Source organism: Armatimonadota bacterium, from assembly GCA_018268395.1.
Lineage (GTDB): Bacteria > Armatimonadota > Fimbriimonadia > Fimbriimonadales > Fimbriimonadaceae > JAEURO01.
In genome coordinates this window covers 21,989-43,219 of the sequence record JAFDWQ010000010.1, presented here as the reverse complement: position 1 = coordinate 43,219, position 21,231 = coordinate 21,989, and the positions used below count along the sequence as shown (strand labels likewise).

Genomic DNA, 21,231 nt, shown 5'->3' with positions numbered 1-21,231 from the left:
CCGTGTACAGTCTCGCACGGCCCACGGACGTCTGCAAGTCGCTCCTTAACCGTCCTCGGATTTCATGACGGTTCTAGATTCCCGCATCGTAGCGAAGGCTCGTCGAACCGAGCTCGATGACGTCGCCGGGGGACAGTCTGGCTTCGGTCACGGGCCGACCGTTGACCCGGCTTCCGTTGCTGCTGCCAAGGTCACGGTACGTCACGCCGGAGTCATCGGTCTGAAACTCGCCATGGCTCCGGGAGACGCCCGCGTCCCACGCCAGGGCGATGCCGTTCGCCGCGTCGCGACCGATCGTCAGCTTTCCAGGGGGAAGTCCGTAGACCTGTCCGAACCCGTCCGCGAGACGATGCCCGATCCTGGGCAGCGGCGCATCGACAGGCTTCAAGACGGGAGCGACCTCTGGTCCGGCGGGAGCGTTGCCGACGGGTGCTAGGGGCGTCGCCGACGCGCGGCGCGGGGCACCGCCCCGACTCCCGAACACGAACAGTGCGCCGCCCACGGCGACCTGGTCGCCGTCACGGAGCCAGGCCTGTTGGACCGGAACACCGTTCACGGTCGCGCCGCCGATCAAGTCACGGAACACGAAGCCTCCTTGTCGACGTACGATTTCGGCATGGACCGGAGCCAGTCCTGGCAACCCGCGGACCGAGACTTCGAGCCCTTCCTGGGCGCCGATCCGGTTGACGAGGAAGTCAAGGTTCCAGTCCCGGAACTCGTTCCGCCCCGCGACGAGACGGAGCCAGGCCGACCGGAAACGGTCTTGAGAGTACGCGGACAGCAACCCGAGGGTCACGCCGATCACGACGTCCATGGTCTGCCATTGCGGGATCCCGGAACGCAACGACGGAGGCCCTTGGGTCAAGGCACCGATCCCGCCTGGAGACGACAACGCCGTGGCCACGGCCAGGGCCGGGCCGACGAGGAACTGGACGATGAGGCCTGCGAAGAAGCCGACGATGGATGCCGAGAACGCCCTCGCCGAGCGCTGTGGCGTCATCCCGAGCACGAAGGCGAGGCTATAGGCAAGGACCGAAGGAACGGCGGCGCACCACGCCACGGCCCCCGCGAACCCGCCAAAACCGTTGGCCCGGTCCGAGGCGATCCCTATCGCGTCCGATCCCGAGTTCGCGAGAGGGACGAGCACCGCACCCACGACCGCGGCCAGGACGCCGACCGGTACGGACCGACGAACACCGCGCTCTGTCGCGCGTACGAGGAACGCGAACGATCCGAGCAACAGCGCTCCGAACACGACGTGGACGACCACGTCCCATGTGGTGCCCGTGGAGTAGGAAGCGCCGGGGTCAGAAGCCGGTACTCCAGGTTTGTCCAACGTGGGTATGAAAGGCGACGCGGCGAAGAAAGCCAAAAGCGCCGCGACAGCCCCGGCGACGGGGAGCGACAGGTAGAGGCTCCATCGCGGCACGCCGAAAGTGTATCGCCGGACGCCCGCGCGGTGCTTTGGGACGGCCGATCGGTTCGTCGGGATCAAGTTGTCCGGCTGTATACTTCCCGGCTCCATGCACACGTTCCGGACCGCTACCGTCCTTTGCGGCGCGTCCCTTTTGGCCGCTTCGGCCCTCGCGCAGCCGGCCAAGGCTTGGACCCGTAATCTGGGCCTCACCGTGGCGGGCGACACCTACGGCCAGTTCGTGGCCCGTGGCCCGCTCGGAACGGTCTTCGTGGCCAAGCTGAAGAGCTTTCGCCCGTGCGAACCGTTCGGCTACGTGGAAGTCAACAAACTGTCGGCGACGGGCGCGGTCGTCTGGACGGCCAACTTCTACGGTCGCGGGCGCGGCATGGCCAACCTGCAGCACTTCGTCAGCGACGCGATCGGCAACGTCGTCGTCGTCACGGGCGAACAGGACGTCTCCCAGTCGCCGATGTGGACGGTCTCCCGGCTCAGCGGAATGACCGGGGCCACGCTTTGGACGCAGACGGCCGTTCCGGTCAACTTCTTTGCGATGACCGATATCGGCACCGATGCCGGCGGGAACGTCTTTTTCGGGGGCCAAGGCGTCCAGGGGGCCGACGCGCGCATCGCCGTGTGCAAGTTCGCCGCTGGCAACGGCACGCTCTTGTGGACCAAGACCGTGTCGCGGACGGCGGTGGGAGTTTCGGACACGTTCTACGACCTGGCGGTGGACGCCGCCAACAACGTCGCGGTGGCCGGGATCGCCCGAACGAGCAACTATTGCATCCTTGATCCGACGAACTCTCTGGTCGCTGCAAGGCTGAACGGGGCCACGGGAGCGACCCTATGGGCGACGACGTTCTCGGCGAACGCGTCGGACAAGTACCGCGGGCCGCACGTCGCTACGGACAGTCTGAACAACGTCATCGTCGCGGCCACAGCGGAACGCTCTCCGCGGCGCGTCTGGGTCATGACGAAACGGAGTTCGACGAGCGGCGGCGCCCTCTTGAACCGAGTCCAAGATCCGGTCGACCTGAGCCTGGGCGACCTCAAAGACCTGGCTATCGACGGGGCCAACGGGACATCGTTCTCGGGCGAAGCCGTGAACACGACCTTTCAAGACGGTGTCTGCTTCTTCCGGCTCGACTCCGGTGGGACCACCTCGTTCCGGCGGATGATCCTCGACTGGAAGAACTCGGCCGACGACGACCTCAACGTGACGAACCCGGTCAGCATGGCCGCAGTGGGAACGAGCGCTTTGACCTGCGCCTATCAGAAGATTTCGACTAAGGCGACGGTCGTGTCGCGGCTCAATCTGACGACGGGGGCGACGGTGTGGGAAAAGACGTACAGCGGGGCGGCCGGTTCTGACACCGTGCCTCGCGGACTTTGCGTCACGACCAACAACGACACGGCCGTCGCGATCAGCGTCGAACCTTCGACGGCCCTTGGGGCCGTCCAGGGCGGGGCCCTGTGCCGCTCGGCGGCGGCCGGGAACGTCGTGTTCAACCACCTGCCCGGTAACGCCGTCGTACCGACGCCAGAATTCGGCGCCAACCTGGTCTTCGACGCCAGCTCGAACGTGTACACCGTCGGCGGATCGGCTGGACGGATCGTGACCGAAAAGGTCAGTTCCGCAGGCGCGTTGGTCTGGCAGAACGTCTACGAGAATGCGGCCCTTGACAAAGAGTCGTCGATCTTGGCGGGAGGCCGCTTCATCGGCCGCGACGGTGCCGGGAACATCTATGTCCTTGGAACGCACAAAAACTCGACTGTCCTGCAGAAGATCAACTCGGTGACGGGCGTTCGTGCCTGGGCGACGGTCATGCCCGGTCTTTTCGGCTTCTCGAGTCCGGGCCGGAACATGGCTGTGACGTCGGGAGGCGACGTCTACGTTCCGTTGCAGTTCCCCTCGACACTGGTCAAAGTGAAGGGCCTGGACGGAAGCGTCCTGTGGACGGCGACCGTCGACGGGCCGGGCGCGTACGACGTGGCCTTGTACGCCGCGACCGACACCGCCGGGAACCCGTTCGTCGCCGGCGTCACGACCGATTTGGCCGAATGCCCGAACACGAACAGTGACCGTGTGTTCGTCGAGCGGTTCAATCCCACGACCGGCGCGAAACTCTGGTTGACGACGTTGACTCCGCCCGTTCCTGGCTACAACGACGCCTGTGGCCTTGCCGTCGGGCCGAACTCGTACATCATCGTCGGCGGTTCGTCCTTCGGCGGGGCGACGAAGACCGACTTTTTCACGTCCAGGCTCGCCACGTCGAACGGTGCCGTCAGTTGGACGACCCGGCACGACCTGGGCAACGTCGACCAGAGTGCGACGGCGATGATCATGGACTCGTCGACGAACGTCGTCCTGACAGGCTCGACCGTATCCGGAACGGCCTACAACGGCTGGACGGTCAAAGTCTTGAATTCGACCGGTGCGCGGTCTTGGACAAGGCTCTTGACGACGCCGGCCGGGTCACAGAGGCCCTTCGCTTTGGCCCGTGACGGCGCCAACAACATTTACGTCGGTGGGCTGGCCGTGAACGGTACGAACGTGCAACTGTTCGGCCAAAAACTCGCCGCCGCGACCGGGGCCCAGACGTGGCAGGCGCTTTCGGCCGGCGCGGCAGAAGTCGGTATCGCTCGAATGGCCGTCGGGGTCAACGCTGCGAACCGAATGCACCTGCTCGGGTCGATCGTGACGCCAACCAGCATGACGCAGCAGACGCTGATCCAGTACAACCCGTAAGCCGGTACGCCAGACGGGCACGGCCGCTCAAGGGCCGTGCCCCTCCCGGCGCTTCTCCGCGCCGAACAACCTAAACCGGGCGAAGGTCGTCCCGGACGTCGATGCAGGATCCGTCCGGAAGCGTCACGCGGTCGCCGTTCCGGACCTTCCTGCCGCGCTGTGTCTCGACGCTCCCGTTCAGCAGGACCGCGCCCTCTTCGAGAAGAAGCTTGCCCTCGCCGCCGCTGCCCACGACGTCCGCCAGCTTGAGGAGCTGGCCCAACGTGATGTGGTCCGTCGTGATCGTCACCGTGCGGCTGCTACCCATGCGCCCAGTCTATCGGAAGGGGACCTTGCCTCACTGGAACAGGAGCCCGCCAAGAATCCAGGCTCAAAGCTTCCCTTCTCACAAGGATGACGGTAACGTCCCTGCATGAGCCGGAGAACGAAGATGACGACCCAGCGGGCCCACGAGCTCCACGAACGGCTGAAAAGCGAGAGGAACGACCGGCTCGCGGACGTGATCGAGCGCAACATCGACTTGATCGACCTCCTCAGAAAGAAGTCGGAAATGTCTCGGGCGCCTCAGGACAAGTTCGCCGACGCGATGACGAACTGGTCGGGCAGCATGGCGTTCTTCTACGTCCATGTCGTGTGGTTCGGGGTGTGGATCGCCCTCAATCTTGGATGGATCCCAGGCGTCAGACCGTTCGACCCCTTCCCGTTCGGGCTCTTGACCATGGTCGTCTCGCTGGAAGCCATCTTCCTCTCGACGTTCGTCCTGATCTCCCAAAACCGGGCAGCTCGACTTTCGGAGCAGCAGGACGACCTCGACCTTCAGATCAACATCTTGGCGGAATACGAGATCACGCGGATGTTGAGGCTCGTCGACAAGATCGCGGCCCAGATGGGGATCGAAGACGCTTACGACGAGGAGATCGACCAGCTTTGCATGCCCGTTTCGCCGGACGTCCTTCTCCACCAGATCGAACGGCGGCACGGCCAGAAGAGCTCCTGACCCCCATGGCGGACCTCCGTCCCCTGCCTAAGGGCCGGGGTGGCCTCGACCGATCATTAAGAGGTCGGAAACTTTGAGGGCCATGGTTTCTTTGTTCGCTCCTGCCGCAAGGCTGATGGGCCGGGTCAGGTACTTCACGAAGTTCACGGTGATCGCCGTGCTCTTCCTCGTACCGATGACGCTGGCGACCGTCTCCTTTATTCGAGTCGTCAATGAGAACGTGCGGTTCGCACAGGCCGAAATCGACGGTTCGGCGTACCTCGCGCCGGCGTCGCGGGCGCTGACCGGGCTGCTTGGGCTCGAACGCCCGGGCCTGGACGCAGACGCGGCTCTGGCGAAGCTCGACGGCGACGTGCGTCAGCTTGAAGACCTGTACCAAAAGACGGGCCGTCAGTTCGACTGCTCCGAAGAGCACAAGGCATTCGTCCAGTCCTGGGACACCGTCCGGACGTCCGGCGGTAAGGATCCTCAGGCGGTCGATGCCGCCGTTTCGGCTGCAAACGCCCTCATCGGCAAAGTCGTCGTCACGTCAGGGATCGTCCTCGACCCGGCCGCACCGACTTACTACACGTTCGACGCAGCCTACAACAACGCTCAGAAAGTCTTGAACCATGTCCACCAGGCGCGTTACGACTTTAGCGCCGATGAGTTCGACACGACGGCCTGGACGTCGCTTTGGACGTCGTTAGGGGCGGACGGAGCGAACGTGGCCAACGACGTGGCCCAAGCCGTCAAAGCGGACGCGTCGTTGGGTCAAAGTCTGGCACCGAAATCGGCCGAACTCGAATCGTCCCTCTCGGCCCTCGTCGCGGCGATGGAGAGACCGGCGAAAGAAGGTCGGTTGAGCCAGGCGCAGTACGGAAAGCTGAAGAGACTTGCCGACACGGCCTTCCAAGCGGCGGCCGCGGTCCAAGAGGCTTCGGAAGCCGAGGCCTATCGATTGACCCAAGTGCGCCATGCGTCGTCCGTCAATGAAAGGACCGTGTTCTTCGTCGCGTGCGCGTTCTTCCTTGCTCTCGCCGGATACGCCTTCGCCGGATTCTACGTCTCGACCCAGAAGGGCCTCGGCGATCTCTCTCGGGCTGCTAAGGACATCACCGAAGGCGATTACTCCGCCGACATTTCAGCGACGACCCAAGACGAAGTCGCCGACCTCATCGTGACGTTCAAGGCGATGGTGGCCAGCCTCCAAGTCATGTCCCGCGTCGCGCAACAGATCGCAGAAGGCGACCTTGACGTGACCGTCCCGACGAAGTCGGAGCGTGACCAACTCGGTCAAGCCATGGACCAGATGGTCGTGAGCCTCCGCTCCGTGGTCGGAAACCTCGGCACGAGTTCGAAGAAGCTCCAGGACACGGGCGAGGAACTGGTCTCGACGGTGGAGGCCTCGACGGCCGCCGTCCAGGAGATCGACTCGGCCGTCAAGGACTTGTCCGAGTCCTGCAACCAGCTTCGCGACGCGAGCCAAGAGATCGCGAACCTGTCCGAGGCGCAGACTCACGCCGCGATGCAAGCGACCGACCACGTCGGGCAGGTCCGTGACGCGATCGGCACGATGCAACGCGCCGTCGAGCGCCAGCACGAGACCGTCCTCGCCGCGAACGAGCAGGTCAGGAACGGCGAAGCGGCCTTTCGCGAAGTGATCGCCGGGATCGCCCGCATCGATGGTCAGGTCCAAGCGTCCAGTGCGACGATCTCCGACTTAGGACAACGGAGCGAACAGATCGGGAGCATCGTCGACACGATCACCCAGATCGCGGAGCAGACGAACCTCTTGGCCTTGAACGCCGCGATCGAAGCGGCTCGGGCCGGCGAACAAGGCCGGGGCTTTGCCGTCGTCGCCGAAGAAGTGCGCAAACTGGCCGAGCGTTCCGCCGAGTCGAGCGGCGAGATCGCCGGACTGATCGAAGAAGTCCGGCTCGGCGTGGCCGCGTCCCTCAAAGCCATGAAGGCCAGTACCGAGGAAGTCGCCAAGAGCACGGGAACGAGCACGGCGGCCCGAGCGGCCCTTGAGAACATGATCGAGCAGTCACAGCAGATCGTGGCCGAGACTCAGACCCTGGCCACGACCGCCGACTCGATGATCGAGCGTGCCGACAGCCTTCAGGCCTTGGTCGACTCGGTCGTCCGGTCCGCCGAGCACGCCGCCGCCGGAGCCGAAGAACTGTCCGCGACCGCGACCGAAGTGTCGGCTGCGGCAGACGTGGTCGCAGGCGAAATCTCGCACCAAGTCCGGGCCAACGAATCGATCGGGGCGACATCGGAGAACCTCACGGAGATGTCCGACGAGTTGACCCGGACCGTGGCATCGTTCCGGCTACCACAGTCGCCCAGGCACGGTACGCGATCCGGGCAAGAGCACCGAAAGGCGGCCTGACCCTCACGGCGGGCCGTCTCTTTGGGGCGTCCTTAACGCGTTAGCGGTAGAGTCCTCCGTCATGAGGCGGGGGTTTACGCTCATCGAACTGTTGGTCGTCGTCGCGATCGTTGCGATCCTGGCCGCCGTCCTGTTCCCGGTCTTCGCGCAAGCGAAGGCCGCGGCCAAAAGGACCGCCTGCCTCAGCAACCTCCGTCAGACAGGGCTCGCGAACGACCTGTACCTGAACGATTCGGACGACCGGATGCCCTGGGTGCCGGACGAGTGGCTGCAGACGACGCCGCCCGTCAACCCGGGCGGGAAGCGGTATGCCGCAGGCGGACCCTTCTTGCCGTTGTGGCATCCGTACAGTAAGAACACGGACGTCTTCCGGTCCAGCTTGCTGACAAAGCAGGACGAGTCTGGCTGGAAGAGCCACTTTGTCGGCGTCTGGAGCGAAGAAGGCAGGGTCGACGCCGCCAAGGGTAAGTCCCATTACATCAGCGACCTCCTTGCCGAAACGGACCCGGCTTCGCCTCGGTTCACGAGAGGCCGGACCCCGTTGAGCGTCTGTACGGCCAAGAACACCGACGTGGCCGGCCAAGAATGGCTGATGTCGCCGTTCTTCGAGGCGGGATGGTGGGCTTACGCGCATGGCCTTTGGGCCGTCGAGGGCGACGAACCGCCGCCTTCCGGCTGGAGCGCTCACAACGGCGGACGGAACCAGCTGCTCTTCGACGGGCACGTCAAGTGGGTCAAGAAAGACATCCGGTCCTAACCTCTCAAGCGGGAACCATTCGACGGCCGGACGCGTTCCGGGGCGCGTCGGTGACCATCATGAAGACTCGGACCGTGACGATGCTAGCGTTCCTGCCCGTCCTTTGCCCGACGGTCGCATGGGCCCAGAACGGCGCCAAGATCACGGCGATCGGCTCCATGGACGTGGAAGAAGGAGGTTCGGCCTATGTCCTGGCGAACGCCGTCGAAAGCGGAGACGGCGGTCGGGGGCGCCTCAGCGTGAATTTTTCGAGCGGCGGACTCCGCAAGGTCTGGATGGACGGGTTCGAAGACTTCTTCGCCAATTTCTTCACGGGCGCGCTCAGCGGCAAAGCGACGGCGAACATCGTCCGCAACGGGACGTTCGAACGTGTCGGCGGTTACTGTGTCGTCATGATGGACGACCTCGACCTGATCGACGGCGGCGAGTCTGACCGCTTCTTCCTCCATTTCACGGTCGATGCGACGGGCGAGACGATCGTGCGACACGGATCCATGGTCCGTGGTGACATCGTGATCGATCCCGAATGACACGATAATCGAACCTGACGCGGATCCGGACCGTCTTGGTTTCCATGCTGGGAACCGCGCTTACGTTGGCCTTCTTGTGCACCGTTCCGATGGAACGGCCCTCTGGCCCGGACGACCTCGACTTTTGGACGGGCAAATGGGAGATGGACTCGAGCCAGCCGACCGATCCTGCGACCAAAGGCGCTTGGCAGGCCAAATTGTGCACGAACGCCGTGACCAAGGAATTCGGCGGCAAGGTCGTCCACGAGTCGTTTTCGACGGCAGGGTTCACCGGTGCCAGTTGGTCGAGCTACGACGCCCCGACCAAGAAATGGCGGCAGACTTGGGTCGACGATTCCGGCGCCTACCTGCTGTTCGAAGGAGGGATGAAAGGCAAAGAGTTCGTCCTTGTCCAGACGAACGCGAAGAAAGGTCACGCCCGTATGCGGTTCGCCAACATCAAGCGTGAAGGATTCGACTGGTTCTGGGAAAAATCGAGCGACGGCAAGTCGTGGACCCTGGAGTGGCACTTGAAGTACCACCGGGCTCCGGAGTCGGGTTCCTAGCCGCCGCCCTTCCTGGCGGGCAAGCACATACAGGACGAACTGATCTCGATGTCCGCGTCGGCCCACGCGACTTTGAACGCGGTCAAGGCCCGCTCGGAATCTTTGTCCTTTCCAAGGCCCTTGTACGCCCTGACGAGCCCATAGAGAGCCCACCCGTTGTCCGGATGGATCCGCAGGTCTTCCTCGAAAACGGTCGCCGCTTCCGACCAACGTCCGGCATCGAGCAACACGGCGCCCAGGGTGTGCCGCGTCGGCAAGATCCACGTCGGCGGTTCGCGGTACTCCCCGTCGTCCTCGGCTTTGACGGCCGCCCGGAGGCTCGTCACGGCTTGATCGGTCCATCCCTTCGCCTGCTGGATTTCTCCTGCGAGGACGAAGCCGGCCACCCCTAGTTCGTACCCGTGCCCTTTCGTTGTTGACCTGGCTTCGTTGAATGCGGCGAGTTCGACCTCGGCCTTCGCGACGTCCTTTTTGGCCGCAAAGGCCACGCCTCGGGCCTCGTGCCACATGGCCAGGGCGAAGGGCTGGGACGCACCTGGTCGAGGAAGGGCGAGAACGTCGTCCCACTTTCCGAACCGGACCAAGAACATGGACTTCATTGCGACGTAGTAGTCCGCCCCACCCTGGGTCGCGACGAGCTCTTCTTGGCTCATCCCGTCAAAGATCTGGGTGGCCTGTTGCAGCGCGAGCTCGCTCTGGCCCCGCATCGCTGCCGCATAGGCGAGCAAATGCCGGCCATGGCCGTAGTCCAACGACTTGCCTTCGCCTTTGAAGAGCCTCTTGAACACGGCGGCCGACTTCACGTTCGCCTCGACCGCCTTCTTCCACTGCCCTGTCCGGTTGTAGATGTGGGCAGGCATGTGTTGCATGTGCAACAGGCCAGGCTGGAGGTCCATGAGCCGGTCGGCCTCGCTCGACCCTTGCCCTGGGTCTGGAGAGGCCTCTACGGCATGGATCCAAAGGTGCAACGCCTCCGGATGGACGGGGTCGATCTTCAACACGGACCGGAGCGTGGACAAGACCTCCTGTGTCCCAGGTTGCGGCGAGCCGTCCTTCTTCCACTGGTCCCAAGGGCGAAGGTTCATCAGCGATTCGGCGAAGAGGGCACCGACGTCGGCGTCCTTCGGGTGTTTCCGCCAGACAGCCCGCATGGCGTCCGAATAGGCCCGATCGAGCGCGGTCCGGTCGGAAGGGCCCCGAACGTCGAACCGCTTCAGCGCCGCTTCGACGAGGTCGTTCTCGACCGCTGTCGCCTTGGAACGAAGGGCGGTCGCTTTGGCGAGGGCGTCCAGCGCTTCGCGGCTCTCGTCGGCCGACACTCCGGACTTGTTGATGTAGTTCGCGTTCGACGCGGCGATGCCCCAGTAAGCCATGGCCATGTCCGGGTCGAGCCGCGCCGCCTCTCGGAACGCTTCTTCGGCGACCGAATATTGGAAACCGTACAGGAAGGCGAACCCCTGATCGAGATACTTCGAAGCCAAGGGTACAGCCGTCTTGACGGACCGGTGATAACGTCCGAGGCCGTCGTAAAGCCGCACGTTGCCGTCTTCGACAGCCGTGGAGACTCCGACGGCTTTCAAGGCCAAAGCGAACAGGAGCATCCTGTCCTGTATCTTAGCGCAGGTGCGACCGGGCGGCCGTTGAGCGACCGCCCGGTCCGACCCCTGTCACTCCGTGATCACGAGGCGGGCCGCGTCGAACTCGAAGCACGGCAACATCGCTGCGCCAGGGCCTGTTTGACGGACTTCGAGCCTTACGGAGGCGGTCCCATCGATTGCGAAGTAGTCGGCAAGGTTCCCGCCCGCAGCACCGGTCAAGGTCGAGTAAGACGTCGTCACGTGAGTATCGGGAATGATCGTGACGAACGATCCTTGCGTCTGGTCGAAGAGGCTCGAACGAAGGACGTACGACCCGGCTTGGACGGCGCGCACCGTCAGGTCCAGCGAGACGGCGACAGGAACGGGTCGGTCCGTCGGAAAGTCCAAGTCGATACGGACGGCAGGCGCCGTCATCGAGGGTACGAAGAACTTGCAGACCCTGCGCGCGTCACCGTCCGGAGACGACCAACTCGCCACGTTCCCAAGAGTGCCCTTTCCCAAGAGGATCCGCTCCGCAGAAGGGACCGTTTCGAACGTCCCGGTGACATGTGCGACGATGTAGTCGCCGTCAGTGTTCAAAGGAAGCGGGGACACGGTGAACATGCCAAAGGGAGAAATGTAGCCCGCCTGTCCCTCAGGCAGCCACGTAAAGTCGGCAAGGACGGCAAGGGTCGGATCGAAGGTGCCAAAGCCGATTTCGAACGCGTTCCCGTTCCCGTATTCGTCCGTCGGTGTGACGGCCAAGCGACGACCGTCGGTCGAAAGGCCGGTCGCGATCTTGACGGTGCTGTTCGAGGGCGAGAACGTAAAGGTGCTCGTCTGTTCGACGCGGACGTGCCAATCGACGAACGTCGTGACCCCGAGCGATCCGTCCGTCCTGACCGTGCCCTTGAGGGTCGTCCCGTCCAAGAAGGTCACGGGGCGAAGGACGAACAGGCCGTTGTCGAAGGGATCGACGTCCGCAGCCTCGTACAGGAAGCCGTTCGGTTGGCCCAGATCGAGGAAATCGAAGGCTGACCCTTTGATGTAGAGGGCGACGCCGCCGGCAGCGTACGCACCTGAGAAGTCCGCGACCCGGACTTGGTCGTAGACGCTGCCGTAAAAGCCCAGGACTCCACCGTCACTGAAGCCGTCCGGTGACGTCGGAACGTAAAGCTTCTGCCCGTCGGAGAGGACGGACTGAGAGAAGTCTGACGTGTTCGTGGCGTCCCAACTGTAACCGGTCGCGCTTGTGACGTCGATCGACCAGGACACGATGTTCGAGGCGCTCAGCGGCCCGACCGTGCCGTCGGTTTCGACGGTCCCGGTCATCGTCCATCCCGACCCCAGGTCGAGAGGCACGAGCCGGAACGTCGTGGCCAACGAAGGTCCTGAGAGTACGGCGAGAAGGACGACGGATGTCAGAGAACGGAGTGAGAAAGAAAGGGCCATAGACTCCCGGGCCTCATCAGGCCCGGCTCCATGACCTTTCTACACCCGCCAAACGGACAGCCCTCACGTTGCAGACCCATTGGCCCGTCGTCATATCAGATGTCATAAGTTCTTATGACTTATCAGAGTGTGCGCCATTCGCCAAGCGACCGATCACCGTCTGCGACCCGTAAAGTATGACTTTTGTGTATCCGTTTATACCATAGGCCCATCGTCGTGAACAGCGTTCCTCCGTCCGGTCGTGGCGTAGCATGGACATATGGACCTCCGTTTCCGGCCCCTGTCGGCGTTGCGATCGACGAAGTCGCTCTTCTTACTTTCGGCAGTCTTCTTGACGCTCCCTGTACCGGCCCAGTCCGTGGCGTTCGGTTTCGACGATGTCCCTGCCCATACGCCGCTCCCGATCGATGTCACCGCAGGAGGCATCACGGCCCACCTGTCGTACCAGTTCTACGGCTATTCGGTCCAGCGAGCGGACACGATGGGATTCACCCCGCTCGGATTCCAAGGGAACTGCATCTACCCGAACACCGTCTTCCGCGACGACCTGTACATCGCGTTCTCAGAGCCATTGACCGAATTCTCGCTGCTGTACTCGCCTCAAGAGCTGGCCTGTTCAAGTTCTGCGACCATGAGGGTCACCGCTTACTTCGATGCGACGACCGTCGGTACGTCCGTGACGACGGCTCCTGGGGCGGGGACTTGGCCGACGGGTCAATTGTCGTTCTCGTCCTCGACTCCGTTCAACCGCGTGGTCGTGCACTACGACGCGCCACCGGCGACCGGAGGAGACTACGGCGTCATCTTCCTGGCCGACCAGATGGCCGTATCGAAAGTCGGTGGAGCGACGACGGAGACGCTTGCCGCGACGAAGCAGACCGTCCAGCTCGGACAGGTCGACGGAGGTTCGATGTCCAGGCTCGCCGTCCAGGACGGCAAAGCCGAGACGCTCTGCAAGTATCTCGTCCCGAGCATGACGAGTCCTTTCGTCCGACTGACCCTGGACTACACGACGACCAAGACAGCTCCCGAACGGATCGAGTTCTTTACGGTCTCAAGGATGGCGAACTCGGGCATGTACAGTATCCGCCTTCTGATGTTCAACTTCGGATGGGGCGGCTTCGACGAGGTCTTGCGCCCGACGCGCATCGGCGAGTCCTGGCAGTTCGGTATCGGGCGTCCGACCGACCTGCCGTCGGCGTATGTCGGAGCGGACGGCAAACTCCAGGGCCGGATCGAGGTCTTCCGTTCTGGTCCGTCGGCGACGGCCAAGCCGTGCGTCGACGTCGACCTCGCCGTCATGAAGGTCTCGGGCTGACGACCGCCCACGCGTGAAACCACGTACGGCGTCGCCCGTCTGTGCGGACAGGACATGAAGAGCTTCGCACTTTTGGCCGCATGCGCGGCGACGTCGGCCCACGCCTCGCTCGTCGCTTGGTTTCCCCTTGAGGTGAATTCCAACGAAGCTCTCTTGGGGACGAAGGGCACGCTGGTCGGAGACGCTTCGTTCGGAGTCCGCGACGGATTAAAGCTCGGTGGCAAGAACGGTGCCTTGTTCTTCAAAGACAGTTCCCAGTTCTCGTTACCGGGTTCGTTCTCCCTGAGCGCAAAGGTTTATCCGGCGGCCTGGCCTCAAGGCGGCACGAGCCCCAGGGGCCAGATCGTCTTCCGTGGCGACGACAGGTCGGCACTGGACAACTACTCGCTCAACGTCGGAGAGGACGGCTACTTCACGTTCTACGTCGACGGTTCGGACGGCGGTCGCGCACTTGTCCGTGCGCAGGCGCGGTTGAGAACCTGGCAGACCCTTCTCGCCACGTTCGACGCTGGGACGCATACCGCCAGGCTGTACGTGGACGGCTTCTTAGCGGCCCAATCGAGCGATCCGGTCTCTCCGTTCGTCGTCCTCGACTCTCAATGGTCGCCTGGTTTTTCGATCGGGAACGTCCAGAACCCATTGGGCGGTTGCCACAACCAGCCGTTCCACGGATCGATCCGGGACGTCCGTCTGTGGAACGGTCCGGCGACATGGGACGACGTGACGGCGGTACCCGTCCTTCGCCGGTCGGCACGCCGTTAGGGCGTCACCAGCGGTAGATCCGCCACTTCAAAACGAGCTTTCGGCCGAAGAGCGCGGAAACAAGGGCGACGGTGAGGGCGATCGCGCCCAAGACCCGGAGGCGTTCCTGGGTCAGGCAGGCGACGCCGCACGCGCCTAACAGGAGGCCGAGGATGATGAAGAGCCCGCCAAGGCCGTCGTGTCCGTTGAAGACTTCGCGCGTCGCCTTGCACGACGGGCAACGGACATCGTCCGCATGGATCGGGTGGCCGCACTCTGGGCAGACGTGGACGTCCTGACCTTGCGGTCCCTTGACAACCGGATCGGAGTCGTCGTGGGTCAACACGTGATTCTGGGCGGACAGTCGGTCGGCGTTCATGGCCTTTCGACCCTCGTCCCTATTATCGTCCGGCCCGGGAGGTTCGCGCCGTCGCCGTTTTGAAGGACTCGGCCGGGCCTTAACGGGAAACGGCGGAAAGACCTGATAAGATCGTCAAGATGGAGCGGGCTGCCCGTCAGAGGCCCGTTCCCTAGGACACGCCATGCCGTTCACGGACATCATCAAAGGCCTCAACGACCTGAAGAAACTTTCGATCGAAGAACTCTTCAAAACGCTTAAACCCCTACCGGAAAACCGATGGGACGAGGTCTCGATCAACGGCGAACTGAACGGAGACGTCATCGAGCACAAGACCGGAGCTACGGCCGTTCCGCCCGAACCGTGGGTCTTTTTCGAGTTCGAGTCGGACGGCGAAAAGCACGAAGTCCTAGCCTCGGCCGTCGGGAACACGGTGACGATCGAGTTTGACGGCGAGGTCAAGGACAAAGGCAGGTTTTCGTTCAAGCCGATCGTGACCGGCGGCTTCTTTTATCCTAAGCTGAAATCGTCGCTGCGCTTCATCTTTCAAGAGAACGGCAAGAGGAACGAGTTCCGCTTCGACGGGACGAACTGGCCGTGATCCCGTGTCGGCTTTGGAACCGGGTCTTCCGCAGCACGGTTAAGTCCCTCGGAGGCTGCCCGAGATGACCCATTTCCTGCTCGTCGTCGCCAACGTCCTGCTGTTCGCCGTCCATGCGGGGCTCGTGGTCTTCAACGTGCTCGGTTGGATCCCGCGAAAGTTGCGCCGATGGAACCTTGCGACCTTGCTCTTGACGTTAGCGAGTTGGACGCTGATGGGGATCTGGTACGGAAGGGGCTACTGCGTCCTGACCGACTGGCATTGGAAGGTCCGCGCCGCGCTAGGCATCCACGAGACCGCCGACAACTACCTTGTCCTGCTTGTCCGCACCTTGACAGGATGGGACCCGCCCGCGTCCCTCGTGAGTTCGGTCGCGTTTTGGGCGTTCCTGTTTTCCCTGACGGCGAGCACCGTCCTCAACGTCCGGGACGCCCGGATCCATCGCCGTCTGTCGTCGGCTGAAGACGGTACAGCCGCTTCTGTGCAGGCTTAAGCTTCGAGCGTCGCGTCCATGGTGATCTCGGCTTTCAGCAGTTTCGAGACCGGGCATCCTTCTTTGGCCGAGCGGGCCGCGTCTTGAAACGCCTCCGGGGACAGACCGGGAACCTTGGCGCGGACGGTCAGGTGGACGGCCGTCACGGCCCAACCGTCCGGTTGCTTCTCCATCGTCAGCTTCGCGTCCGTCGAGACACGCTCCGGAGGATGGCCGGCGTTCCCTAGCCCGAAGCTCAGGGCCATCGAGAAGCACGAAGCGTGCGCCGCGGCGATCAGCTCCTCAGGGTTCGTGCCCGGCTCGTCTCCGAACCGCTGGGCGAAAGAGAACGGAATCGAGCCAAGGACGCCGCTCCCGACGCTGAACGTGCCGCTCCCTTCCAATGCCGAGCCGTTCCAAACGGCGGTCGCTGTTCTGATCATGACTGTTCCTTCGAGCTTCGTCCGCTCAGGGGGCAACGTACCACACGGCGCGGTCGGCGTCGTGGCACCACAGGGCTACCGACGACACGCCGGTCACACGCACCCGGTAGCGGGCCCGGACCGCTCCGTCTCCGGCTCGGACGTATCGCGTCAAGGCCCCCGATGCGGCCAGTTCGTTGACCGAGTAGGACGTCGTCAGGGCATCGGTCCGGGTGTCGACCGGGTCAAAAGCGCCGGCGTTCCAGTCGTAAAGGTCCAAAGTCTGGGCGAACTGGCCCGCCGAAGCCATTTTGGACCTCACGGCGAACGAAAGCGACGTCGGGACCGCGTAAGGGGAGGTCGCCTCGACTTCGACGTTGACCGGGGCGGCCTGCGCGTTCGGCACGACGAACTTGCACACGCGCAAAGCGTCGCCGTCCGCTGACCGAAGGCTCGAAACGTCGCCCGACGAGGCTTTTCCGAGTTTGACGGTGTAGGACACGGGTTCGACCACGGTGCTCCCAATGACGTGGAACGCCCATTCCTGGTCTTGGACAAGGTTGAACGCGTCCATCGTCATCCAACCTTCGCCGACGTCCCCGTCCCGGGAGACGGAGAAGTTCCATTGGGCCCGGGCGCCACCGATGGCGACGCGAGTGGTCAAAGCGCCGTTCTTTTGACCGTTGATCCGGTTCTCGACCGTACGGAAGGCGAGAAAGTACTGCCCTGCCGGGAGTTCGAGGCCAGGCACGGCAAGGGTGTTGCTGTAAACGGTCGCGTTGAAGACGTTGTTGAAGAGCCCGGTGTCGACATGGGCGTTCGGGAGGTCGGGGCGCGCCGCGACGAGCGTTCCAGGGTGTCCGTTGTCCACCGTGTAGACATAGAGGTCGCCGCCGAGAATGTCCGGCGTCCCGACTTGGATGCTGTAGTACACGAACGAATCGATCCGCGTCGGTCGGGAAAACGAGACGTCGTCCGCGGCGCAACGGTACGAGCCGATGTCTTCGGCCCGCGTCGCGCTCCAACCGTCCCCCGTCGATTGAAGGTCGCCCGGCATGTTGACGACGTTCGACCAGACGAGTCCGCTGGGAAGGGCCTGGCAAGCGGCGAAGGCGACGAGCAAGCAGAGGGACGTCCTCATGATCGTCTCCCATTCTATACGAGGCCGGCCGGATTACCAAAGTGCCGAGATCAAGAAAGCCGTGCCCGTGGAACTGCGGGATTGTGTCCGGAAGCCGTGGGGATCGGCCCGCCGCTCCCCAAGAATCCTCTTAACAACATGGTCATCACCGGACTCCTTGCTGCCGCGTTCGCCGGCCTTCCCGCATCGACGGACGACGCGCTCCTCCCGATCGACAGGCTCAAAGCCGGTAACCGGCGGTTCATCGACGGCCGTCCGATCCACCCGAACCAGGGCCGGGACCGGATGGTCGAGGTCGCGAAGGGCCAACACCCCTATGCGGTGGTCCTAACGTGCGCAGATTCGAGGCTCTCGCCCGAAATCATCTTCGACCAAGGCCTTGGCGACCTTTTCGTCGTCCGGGTTGCGGGCAACGTGGCCGATCCCTACGTCCTCGCAAGCGTCGAATACGCCGTCGAGCATTTGGGATCCGGACTTGTCGTGATCCTCGGACACGAGAAGTGCGGCGCCGTGAAAGCCGCGATGGACGCCTCTGCGGCGCCAAAGGCCGGCCACGGGCACGGCACGAAGGACGGCCACAAGCCGACGGCGGCGCACGGCTCGGCCAAGCATGAAGGTCACATTTTCGACCTTGTCGCGGAAATCCTTCCCGCCGTCGCAGCGGCCAAGTCGAAGCCGGGAGACTTTTTCAAGAACGCCGTCGAAGCCAACGTGGCCCGGACGGTCTCGAAGACGGTCGCGGGCGCCCCGTTGGCAGAACTGGTCGCGTCGGGCCGCTTGACCGTGATCGGGGCCGTGTACGACGTCTCGACGGGCTTGGTCCGAACGGTTTCGGCCAGTCGTCCTAAGGACGGCAAGGCCTTCGTCAAAGTCCATCGCGACTGATCCGTCTCACCGAGTCTTGCGGACGACGAACGTGATCCTTGCGCGGTCGTCGTCCCCCAGTCCCTCGGAAACGACGGAACGGTTCAAGCGACCGCGTACGTCGCCGGACAAGCGGCCGGTCCCCCTGTCATACGTGAACGTCAGGTCTTTCCGGTGCGCTTTCGGGCAGATATCGGCGTGGTCGTCTTTGGCTTCTAAGCCTCCGTCGTCGTCCATGAGCCGCACCGTGATCCTGGAAACCCGCTTGGAGTAGTCCAAGGGAATGTTCCAGTCCGGTCGGCCGTCGTCGGTCGCCAAGACCTGCGTCTGGGTGCGGACTCCGTTCACGGTGACGATCGCGTAGAAGTCGGCGCGGTTCTTGCCGAGAGCGTCACCCTTGTCGAGGTTGTCGATCTGTTCGACGCGTTGGATGGAAAGGTACGGCATGCCCTTGATGGGAGGAGCGCTCGAAGGATCCTGTCCCTTGGTCATGCTCATGGCCGTCATCGTGAGTGCTGCGGTAACGAGCATGGAGACTTACACGCCGCTGACGCTCACGGGTACCGGGACCCCTTAACAGTCTTCGGGGCCGTCGTCGAAGAAGCCGTCCATCGGAGCCGCATAGTCACGGGCCAAGAGCAGGGTTCCGATCAGGGCCTCGAACGTCAGGCCGTCGACGACGGACTCCGACGGATCGCGGGTCTGGTCGGCGAACAAGGCGTCCAGGCAATACGCGACGCAGTCCGTCAAAGCCCGGTTCGGCCGTGCGGCTTCGAGCTGTTCTTGGGTGAACCCTTTCATGCCGTGGACCATACCTCCGGCCCAAGCCGCGACGGAACAGGGCCCTGATCCGGGCGAGTATCCTCTGGTGCGATGACGCTCGCTTCGAAGCTCGCCCTTTTGACCGCCGGAACCGCGGCGACTGCCGCATGCCTTGCCCGGCCGGAAGACAAGGGCGTCGCGCCCGGACCGACAGGCGTTCAAGACGCGAACAACGTCACCGCGCTGTACAACGACACGTGCGCCAAATGCCACGGCGCTCGGGGCGAAGGGGGAGGAGCCGGGACGAAGACATTGCTTACGGCCGAGAAATTCGAGCAAAGCCTCGACAAACCGTTCTTCGACGCGATCAAGGACGGGGTCAAGGACATGGGCATGGAAGCGTACGGCGGATCACTGAACGACCGACAGATCTGGGCACTGGTCGTCCACCTTCGGGAGCTCCAGTTCAAAGGGCTGAGGGCTTCAGGTTGGGGGCCACGGTCCGAAGACGGCGTCTGGAAGACCGACCGCGCGTCGTTCCGCATCGAAAAAGTCCTAGAAGGGGGCATGTCGACCCCGTGGTCGGTCGACTGGCTCCCGGACGGTCGCATGCTGATGACCAACCGGAACGGAAGCCTCTGGATCGTCAAGGACGGCCAAAAAGTCGGCACCGTCGCAAACCTCCCGAAGTCGGTCGAACAAGGACAAGGCGGGATGTCCGACGTCCGCGTCCATCCGGACTACGCGAAGAACGGATGGGTCTACCTGGCCCTGGCCGATCCCGCCGAAAGCGGACGGGGGGCCATGACCAAGGTCGTCCGCGGCAAGCTGTCGTGGACCGGTGACGACGCGTCGTGGACGTCCGAAGAGACGGTCTATCAGGCACCGCAGGAAACGTATAGCGGCGCGGGCATCCATTTCGGCGCGAAGATCGCCTTCGATGGGAAGGGGCACGTCTACTTCTCCGTCGGTGAACGCGGGACCAACATGGGTGCGCAGAGCCAGACGACGCCTTATGGCAAGATCATGCGCCTCAACGAGGACGGGAGCGTCCCGAAGGACAACCCGGTCGACGGCAACCCGATGTGGAGCTACGGCCACCGGAACCCTCAAGGCCTCGCTTTCGACGCAGAAGGCCGGCTATGGGACACCGAACACGGCCCGAGAGGTGGCGACGAGTTCAACCTCATCCAGAAGGGCGGCAACTACGGTTGGCCCGTGGTGGCGTTCTCGATCAACTACAACGACACGCCGTTCGTGACACCATGGCCGGCCCAAGGTCAGGACTTTGTCCAGCCCGTCTACCGCTGGCTGCCCTCGATCGCAGCGAGCGGTCTGACCCTCGTCAAAGGTGACGCGTTCCCCGGTTGGAAGGGCGACCTCTTGGCGGGCGGACTCGCCGGGAACACGGTTTGGCGGATGAGGGTCAAGGACGGCAAGCTGATCGAAAGAGAAGAAGTCGTGTCCGGCATCGGTCGGATCCGTGACATCAACGTAGCCCCGGACGGGACGGTCTATATCGCCGTCAACGGACCGGACCGGATCGTACGGCTCGTGCCTACCGGATCCTGACGGCCTCGAGGCTCCGTTCCCACCCGATCAGCGCCTCGTCAGTGTCTTCGCCATAGGCGAGGCGATCGACCGTAAAGACGGAGAAACCGCAGGACGAGTAGAGCCTGCAGGCCGGGACGTTCGTGTCTTGTGTCTCGACGACCAAGGTCTCCGTTCCCAGACCCGCGACGTGGGAGCAAGACTCCTCGATCAGTCGTCGGCCGATCCCGATGCCTCGAAAGTCTGGCGAGACGCGCAGGTCGACGATCACCGCCGCACGGTGCCGGTCCTCGGCAAAGGCGAACCCGTTGGCCCGTGGGGCCAGGACGACGCCCCCGACCCGGCGCCCATCGGCGAACGCACCGAGCACCAGCCACCGGCCCGTGTCCCCGTTTCTCGAATAGGAAGCGGGCCGTTCGGTCGGTACCGCGTCATAGTCCTTCTCGTAAGAAGGACGTGGGACGGCGACGACGGTCCGGCCCTCCGTCCGAAGCAACACGTCCAGATCGACCGTGGCTTGGACCATGAAAGAGATCGGGATAAGCCCGTGCTCCTCGAAAGCACCTGGCCCCTCCCACCGGAACATGACGTCGGCCACGG

At 63.7% G+C, this 21,231-nt stretch carries 22 protein-coding genes; 12 read left to right on the top strand and 10 right to left on the bottom strand.

The features are described 5' to 3' along the window. Positions 1-73: 73 nt before the first annotated feature. Positions 74-1,429 carry an FHA domain-containing protein gene (locus tag JST30_15655; protein MBS1715762.1) on the bottom strand — a complete coding sequence of 452 codons (1,356 nt, stop codon included), beginning with the start codon at positions 1,427-1,429 and terminating at the stop codon, positions 74-76. 94 nt (positions 1,430-1,523) lie between these two features. On the opposite strand from JST30_15655, the gene JST30_15650 reads away from it, so the two are divergent. Next, the gene (locus tag JST30_15650) at positions 1,524-4,166 is read left to right on the top strand and encodes a PQQ-like beta-propeller repeat protein (GenBank protein ID MBS1715761.1); all 2,643 of its coding nucleotides are present in this window, start codon (positions 1,524-1,526) and stop codon (positions 4,164-4,166) included. Between the two features lie 70 nt (positions 4,167-4,236). Here JST30_15650 and JST30_15645 read toward each other — a convergent pair whose 3' ends face one another. Then, positions 4,237-4,473 (bottom strand): RNA-binding S4 domain-containing protein, encoded by a 237-nt coding sequence (locus tag JST30_15645; GenBank protein ID MBS1715760.1) that lies wholly within the window; start codon positions 4,471-4,473, stop codon positions 4,237-4,239. A gap of 105 nt (positions 4,474-4,578) precedes the next feature. On the opposite strand from JST30_15645, the gene JST30_15640 reads away from it, so the two are divergent. From JST30_15640 to JST30_15620, 5 genes are all read left to right on the top strand, one after another. Then, on the top strand, positions 4,579-5,163 hold the full coding sequence (locus JST30_15640) for a DUF1003 domain-containing protein (GenBank protein MBS1715759.1): 585 nt from the start codon (positions 4,579-4,581) through the stop codon (positions 5,161-5,163). Positions 5,164-5,245: 82 nt separating this feature from the next. Continuing rightward, entirely contained in the window at positions 5,246-7,540 is a 2,295-nt protein-coding gene (locus JST30_15635) for a methyl-accepting chemotaxis protein (GenBank protein ID MBS1715758.1), read from the top strand. A gap of 61 nt (positions 7,541-7,601) precedes the next feature. Then, entirely contained in the window at positions 7,602-8,297 is a 696-nt protein-coding gene (locus JST30_15630) for a type II secretion system protein (GenBank protein ID MBS1715757.1), read from the top strand. A gap of 59 nt (positions 8,298-8,356) precedes the next feature. After that, positions 8,357-8,827 (top strand): hypothetical protein, encoded by a 471-nt coding sequence (locus JST30_15625; GenBank protein ID MBS1715756.1) that lies wholly within the window; start codon positions 8,357-8,359, stop codon positions 8,825-8,827. A gap of 44 nt (positions 8,828-8,871) precedes the next feature. Beyond that, positions 8,872-9,372: a hypothetical protein gene (locus JST30_15620; protein MBS1715755.1), complete on the top strand. Its 501-nt coding sequence runs from the start codon at positions 8,872-8,874 to the stop codon at positions 9,370-9,372. Here JST30_15620 and JST30_15615 read toward each other — a convergent pair. Together JST30_15615 and JST30_15610 are read right to left on the bottom strand one after the other, a co-directional pair. Further along, the gene (locus JST30_15615; GenBank protein MBS1715754.1) at positions 9,369-10,973 is read right to left on the bottom strand and encodes a hypothetical protein; all 1,605 of its coding nucleotides are present in this window, start codon (positions 10,971-10,973) and stop codon (positions 9,369-9,371) included. The genes JST30_15620 and JST30_15615 overlap by 4 nt on opposite strands. A 66-nt stretch (positions 10,974-11,039) precedes the next feature. Beyond that, on the bottom strand, positions 11,040-12,332 hold the full coding sequence (locus JST30_15610) for a hypothetical protein (GenBank protein MBS1715753.1): 1,293 nt from the start codon (positions 12,330-12,332) through the stop codon (positions 11,040-11,042). Between the two features lie 328 nt (positions 12,333-12,660). Here JST30_15610 and JST30_15605 point away from each other — a divergent pair, with 328 nt between their 5' ends. Both JST30_15605 and JST30_15600 read left to right on the top strand, forming a co-directional pair. Beyond that, complete coding sequence (locus JST30_15605; protein ID MBS1715752.1) at positions 12,661-13,719, top strand: hypothetical protein; 1,059 nt, start codon at positions 12,661-12,663, stop codon at positions 13,717-13,719. 54 nt (positions 13,720-13,773) lie between these two features. Further along, positions 13,774-14,481, top strand: a complete 708-nt coding sequence (locus tag JST30_15600) for a LamG domain-containing protein (protein MBS1715751.1) — start codon at positions 13,774-13,776, stop codon at positions 14,479-14,481. A 4-nt stretch (positions 14,482-14,485) separates the two neighbouring features. On the opposite strand, the gene JST30_15595 is transcribed toward JST30_15600, so the two are convergent. Then, positions 14,486-14,839, bottom strand: coding sequence for a hypothetical protein (locus tag JST30_15595; GenBank protein ID MBS1715750.1), 354 nt, complete (start codon positions 14,837-14,839; stop codon positions 14,486-14,488). 163 nt (positions 14,840-15,002) lie between these two features. Here JST30_15595 and JST30_15590 point away from each other — a divergent pair, with 163 nt between their 5' ends. Both JST30_15590 and JST30_15585 read left to right on the top strand, forming a co-directional pair. After that, on the top strand, positions 15,003-15,419 hold the full coding sequence (locus JST30_15590) for a hypothetical protein (protein MBS1715749.1): 417 nt from the start codon (positions 15,003-15,005) through the stop codon (positions 15,417-15,419). A gap of 64 nt (positions 15,420-15,483) precedes the next feature. Then, the gene (locus JST30_15585) at positions 15,484-15,912 is read left to right on the top strand and encodes a DUF2784 family protein (protein MBS1715748.1); all 429 of its coding nucleotides are present in this window, start codon (positions 15,484-15,486) and stop codon (positions 15,910-15,912) included. On the opposite strand, the gene JST30_15580 is transcribed toward JST30_15585, so the two are convergent. Together JST30_15580 and JST30_15575 are read right to left on the bottom strand one after the other, a co-directional pair. After that, positions 15,909-16,334, bottom strand: a complete 426-nt coding sequence (locus tag JST30_15580; GenBank protein ID MBS1715747.1) for an OsmC family protein — start codon at positions 16,332-16,334, stop codon at positions 15,909-15,911. The two genes, JST30_15585 and JST30_15580, sit on opposite strands and share 4 nt — an antisense overlap. Positions 16,335-16,359: 25 nt before the next feature. Continuing rightward, entirely contained in the window at positions 16,360-17,454 is a 1,095-nt protein-coding gene (locus JST30_15575) for a hypothetical protein (protein ID MBS1715746.1), read from the bottom strand. A gap of 138 nt (positions 17,455-17,592) precedes the next feature. On the opposite strand from JST30_15575, the gene JST30_15570 reads away from it, so the two are divergent. Further along, positions 17,593-18,339 (top strand): carbonic anhydrase, encoded by a 747-nt coding sequence (locus JST30_15570; protein MBS1715745.1) that lies wholly within the window; start codon positions 17,593-17,595, stop codon positions 18,337-18,339. A 6-nt stretch (positions 18,340-18,345) separates the two neighbouring features. Here the strand turns inward: JST30_15570 and JST30_15565 are convergent, their stop codons facing one another. Both JST30_15565 and JST30_15560 read right to left on the bottom strand, forming a co-directional pair. Continuing rightward, positions 18,346-18,849 (bottom strand): hypothetical protein, encoded by a 504-nt coding sequence (locus JST30_15565; GenBank protein MBS1715744.1) that lies wholly within the window; start codon positions 18,847-18,849, stop codon positions 18,346-18,348. A gap of 42 nt (positions 18,850-18,891) precedes the next feature. Continuing rightward, positions 18,892-19,119: a hypothetical protein gene (locus tag JST30_15560; protein MBS1715743.1), complete on the bottom strand. Its 228-nt coding sequence runs from the start codon at positions 19,117-19,119 to the stop codon at positions 18,892-18,894. A 72-nt stretch (positions 19,120-19,191) separates the two neighbouring features. Here JST30_15560 and JST30_15555 point away from each other — a divergent pair, with 72 nt between their 5' ends. Then, the gene (locus tag JST30_15555) at positions 19,192-20,652 is read left to right on the top strand and encodes a PQQ-dependent sugar dehydrogenase (GenBank protein ID MBS1715742.1); all 1,461 of its coding nucleotides are present in this window, start codon (positions 19,192-19,194) and stop codon (positions 20,650-20,652) included. Here the strand turns inward: JST30_15555 and JST30_15550 are convergent. Beyond that, positions 20,639-21,229, bottom strand: a complete 591-nt coding sequence (locus tag JST30_15550) for a GNAT family N-acetyltransferase (protein ID MBS1715741.1) — start codon at positions 21,227-21,229, stop codon at positions 20,639-20,641. The two genes, JST30_15555 and JST30_15550, sit on opposite strands and share 14 nt — an antisense overlap. Between the last annotated feature and the right edge of the window lie 2 nt (positions 21,230-21,231).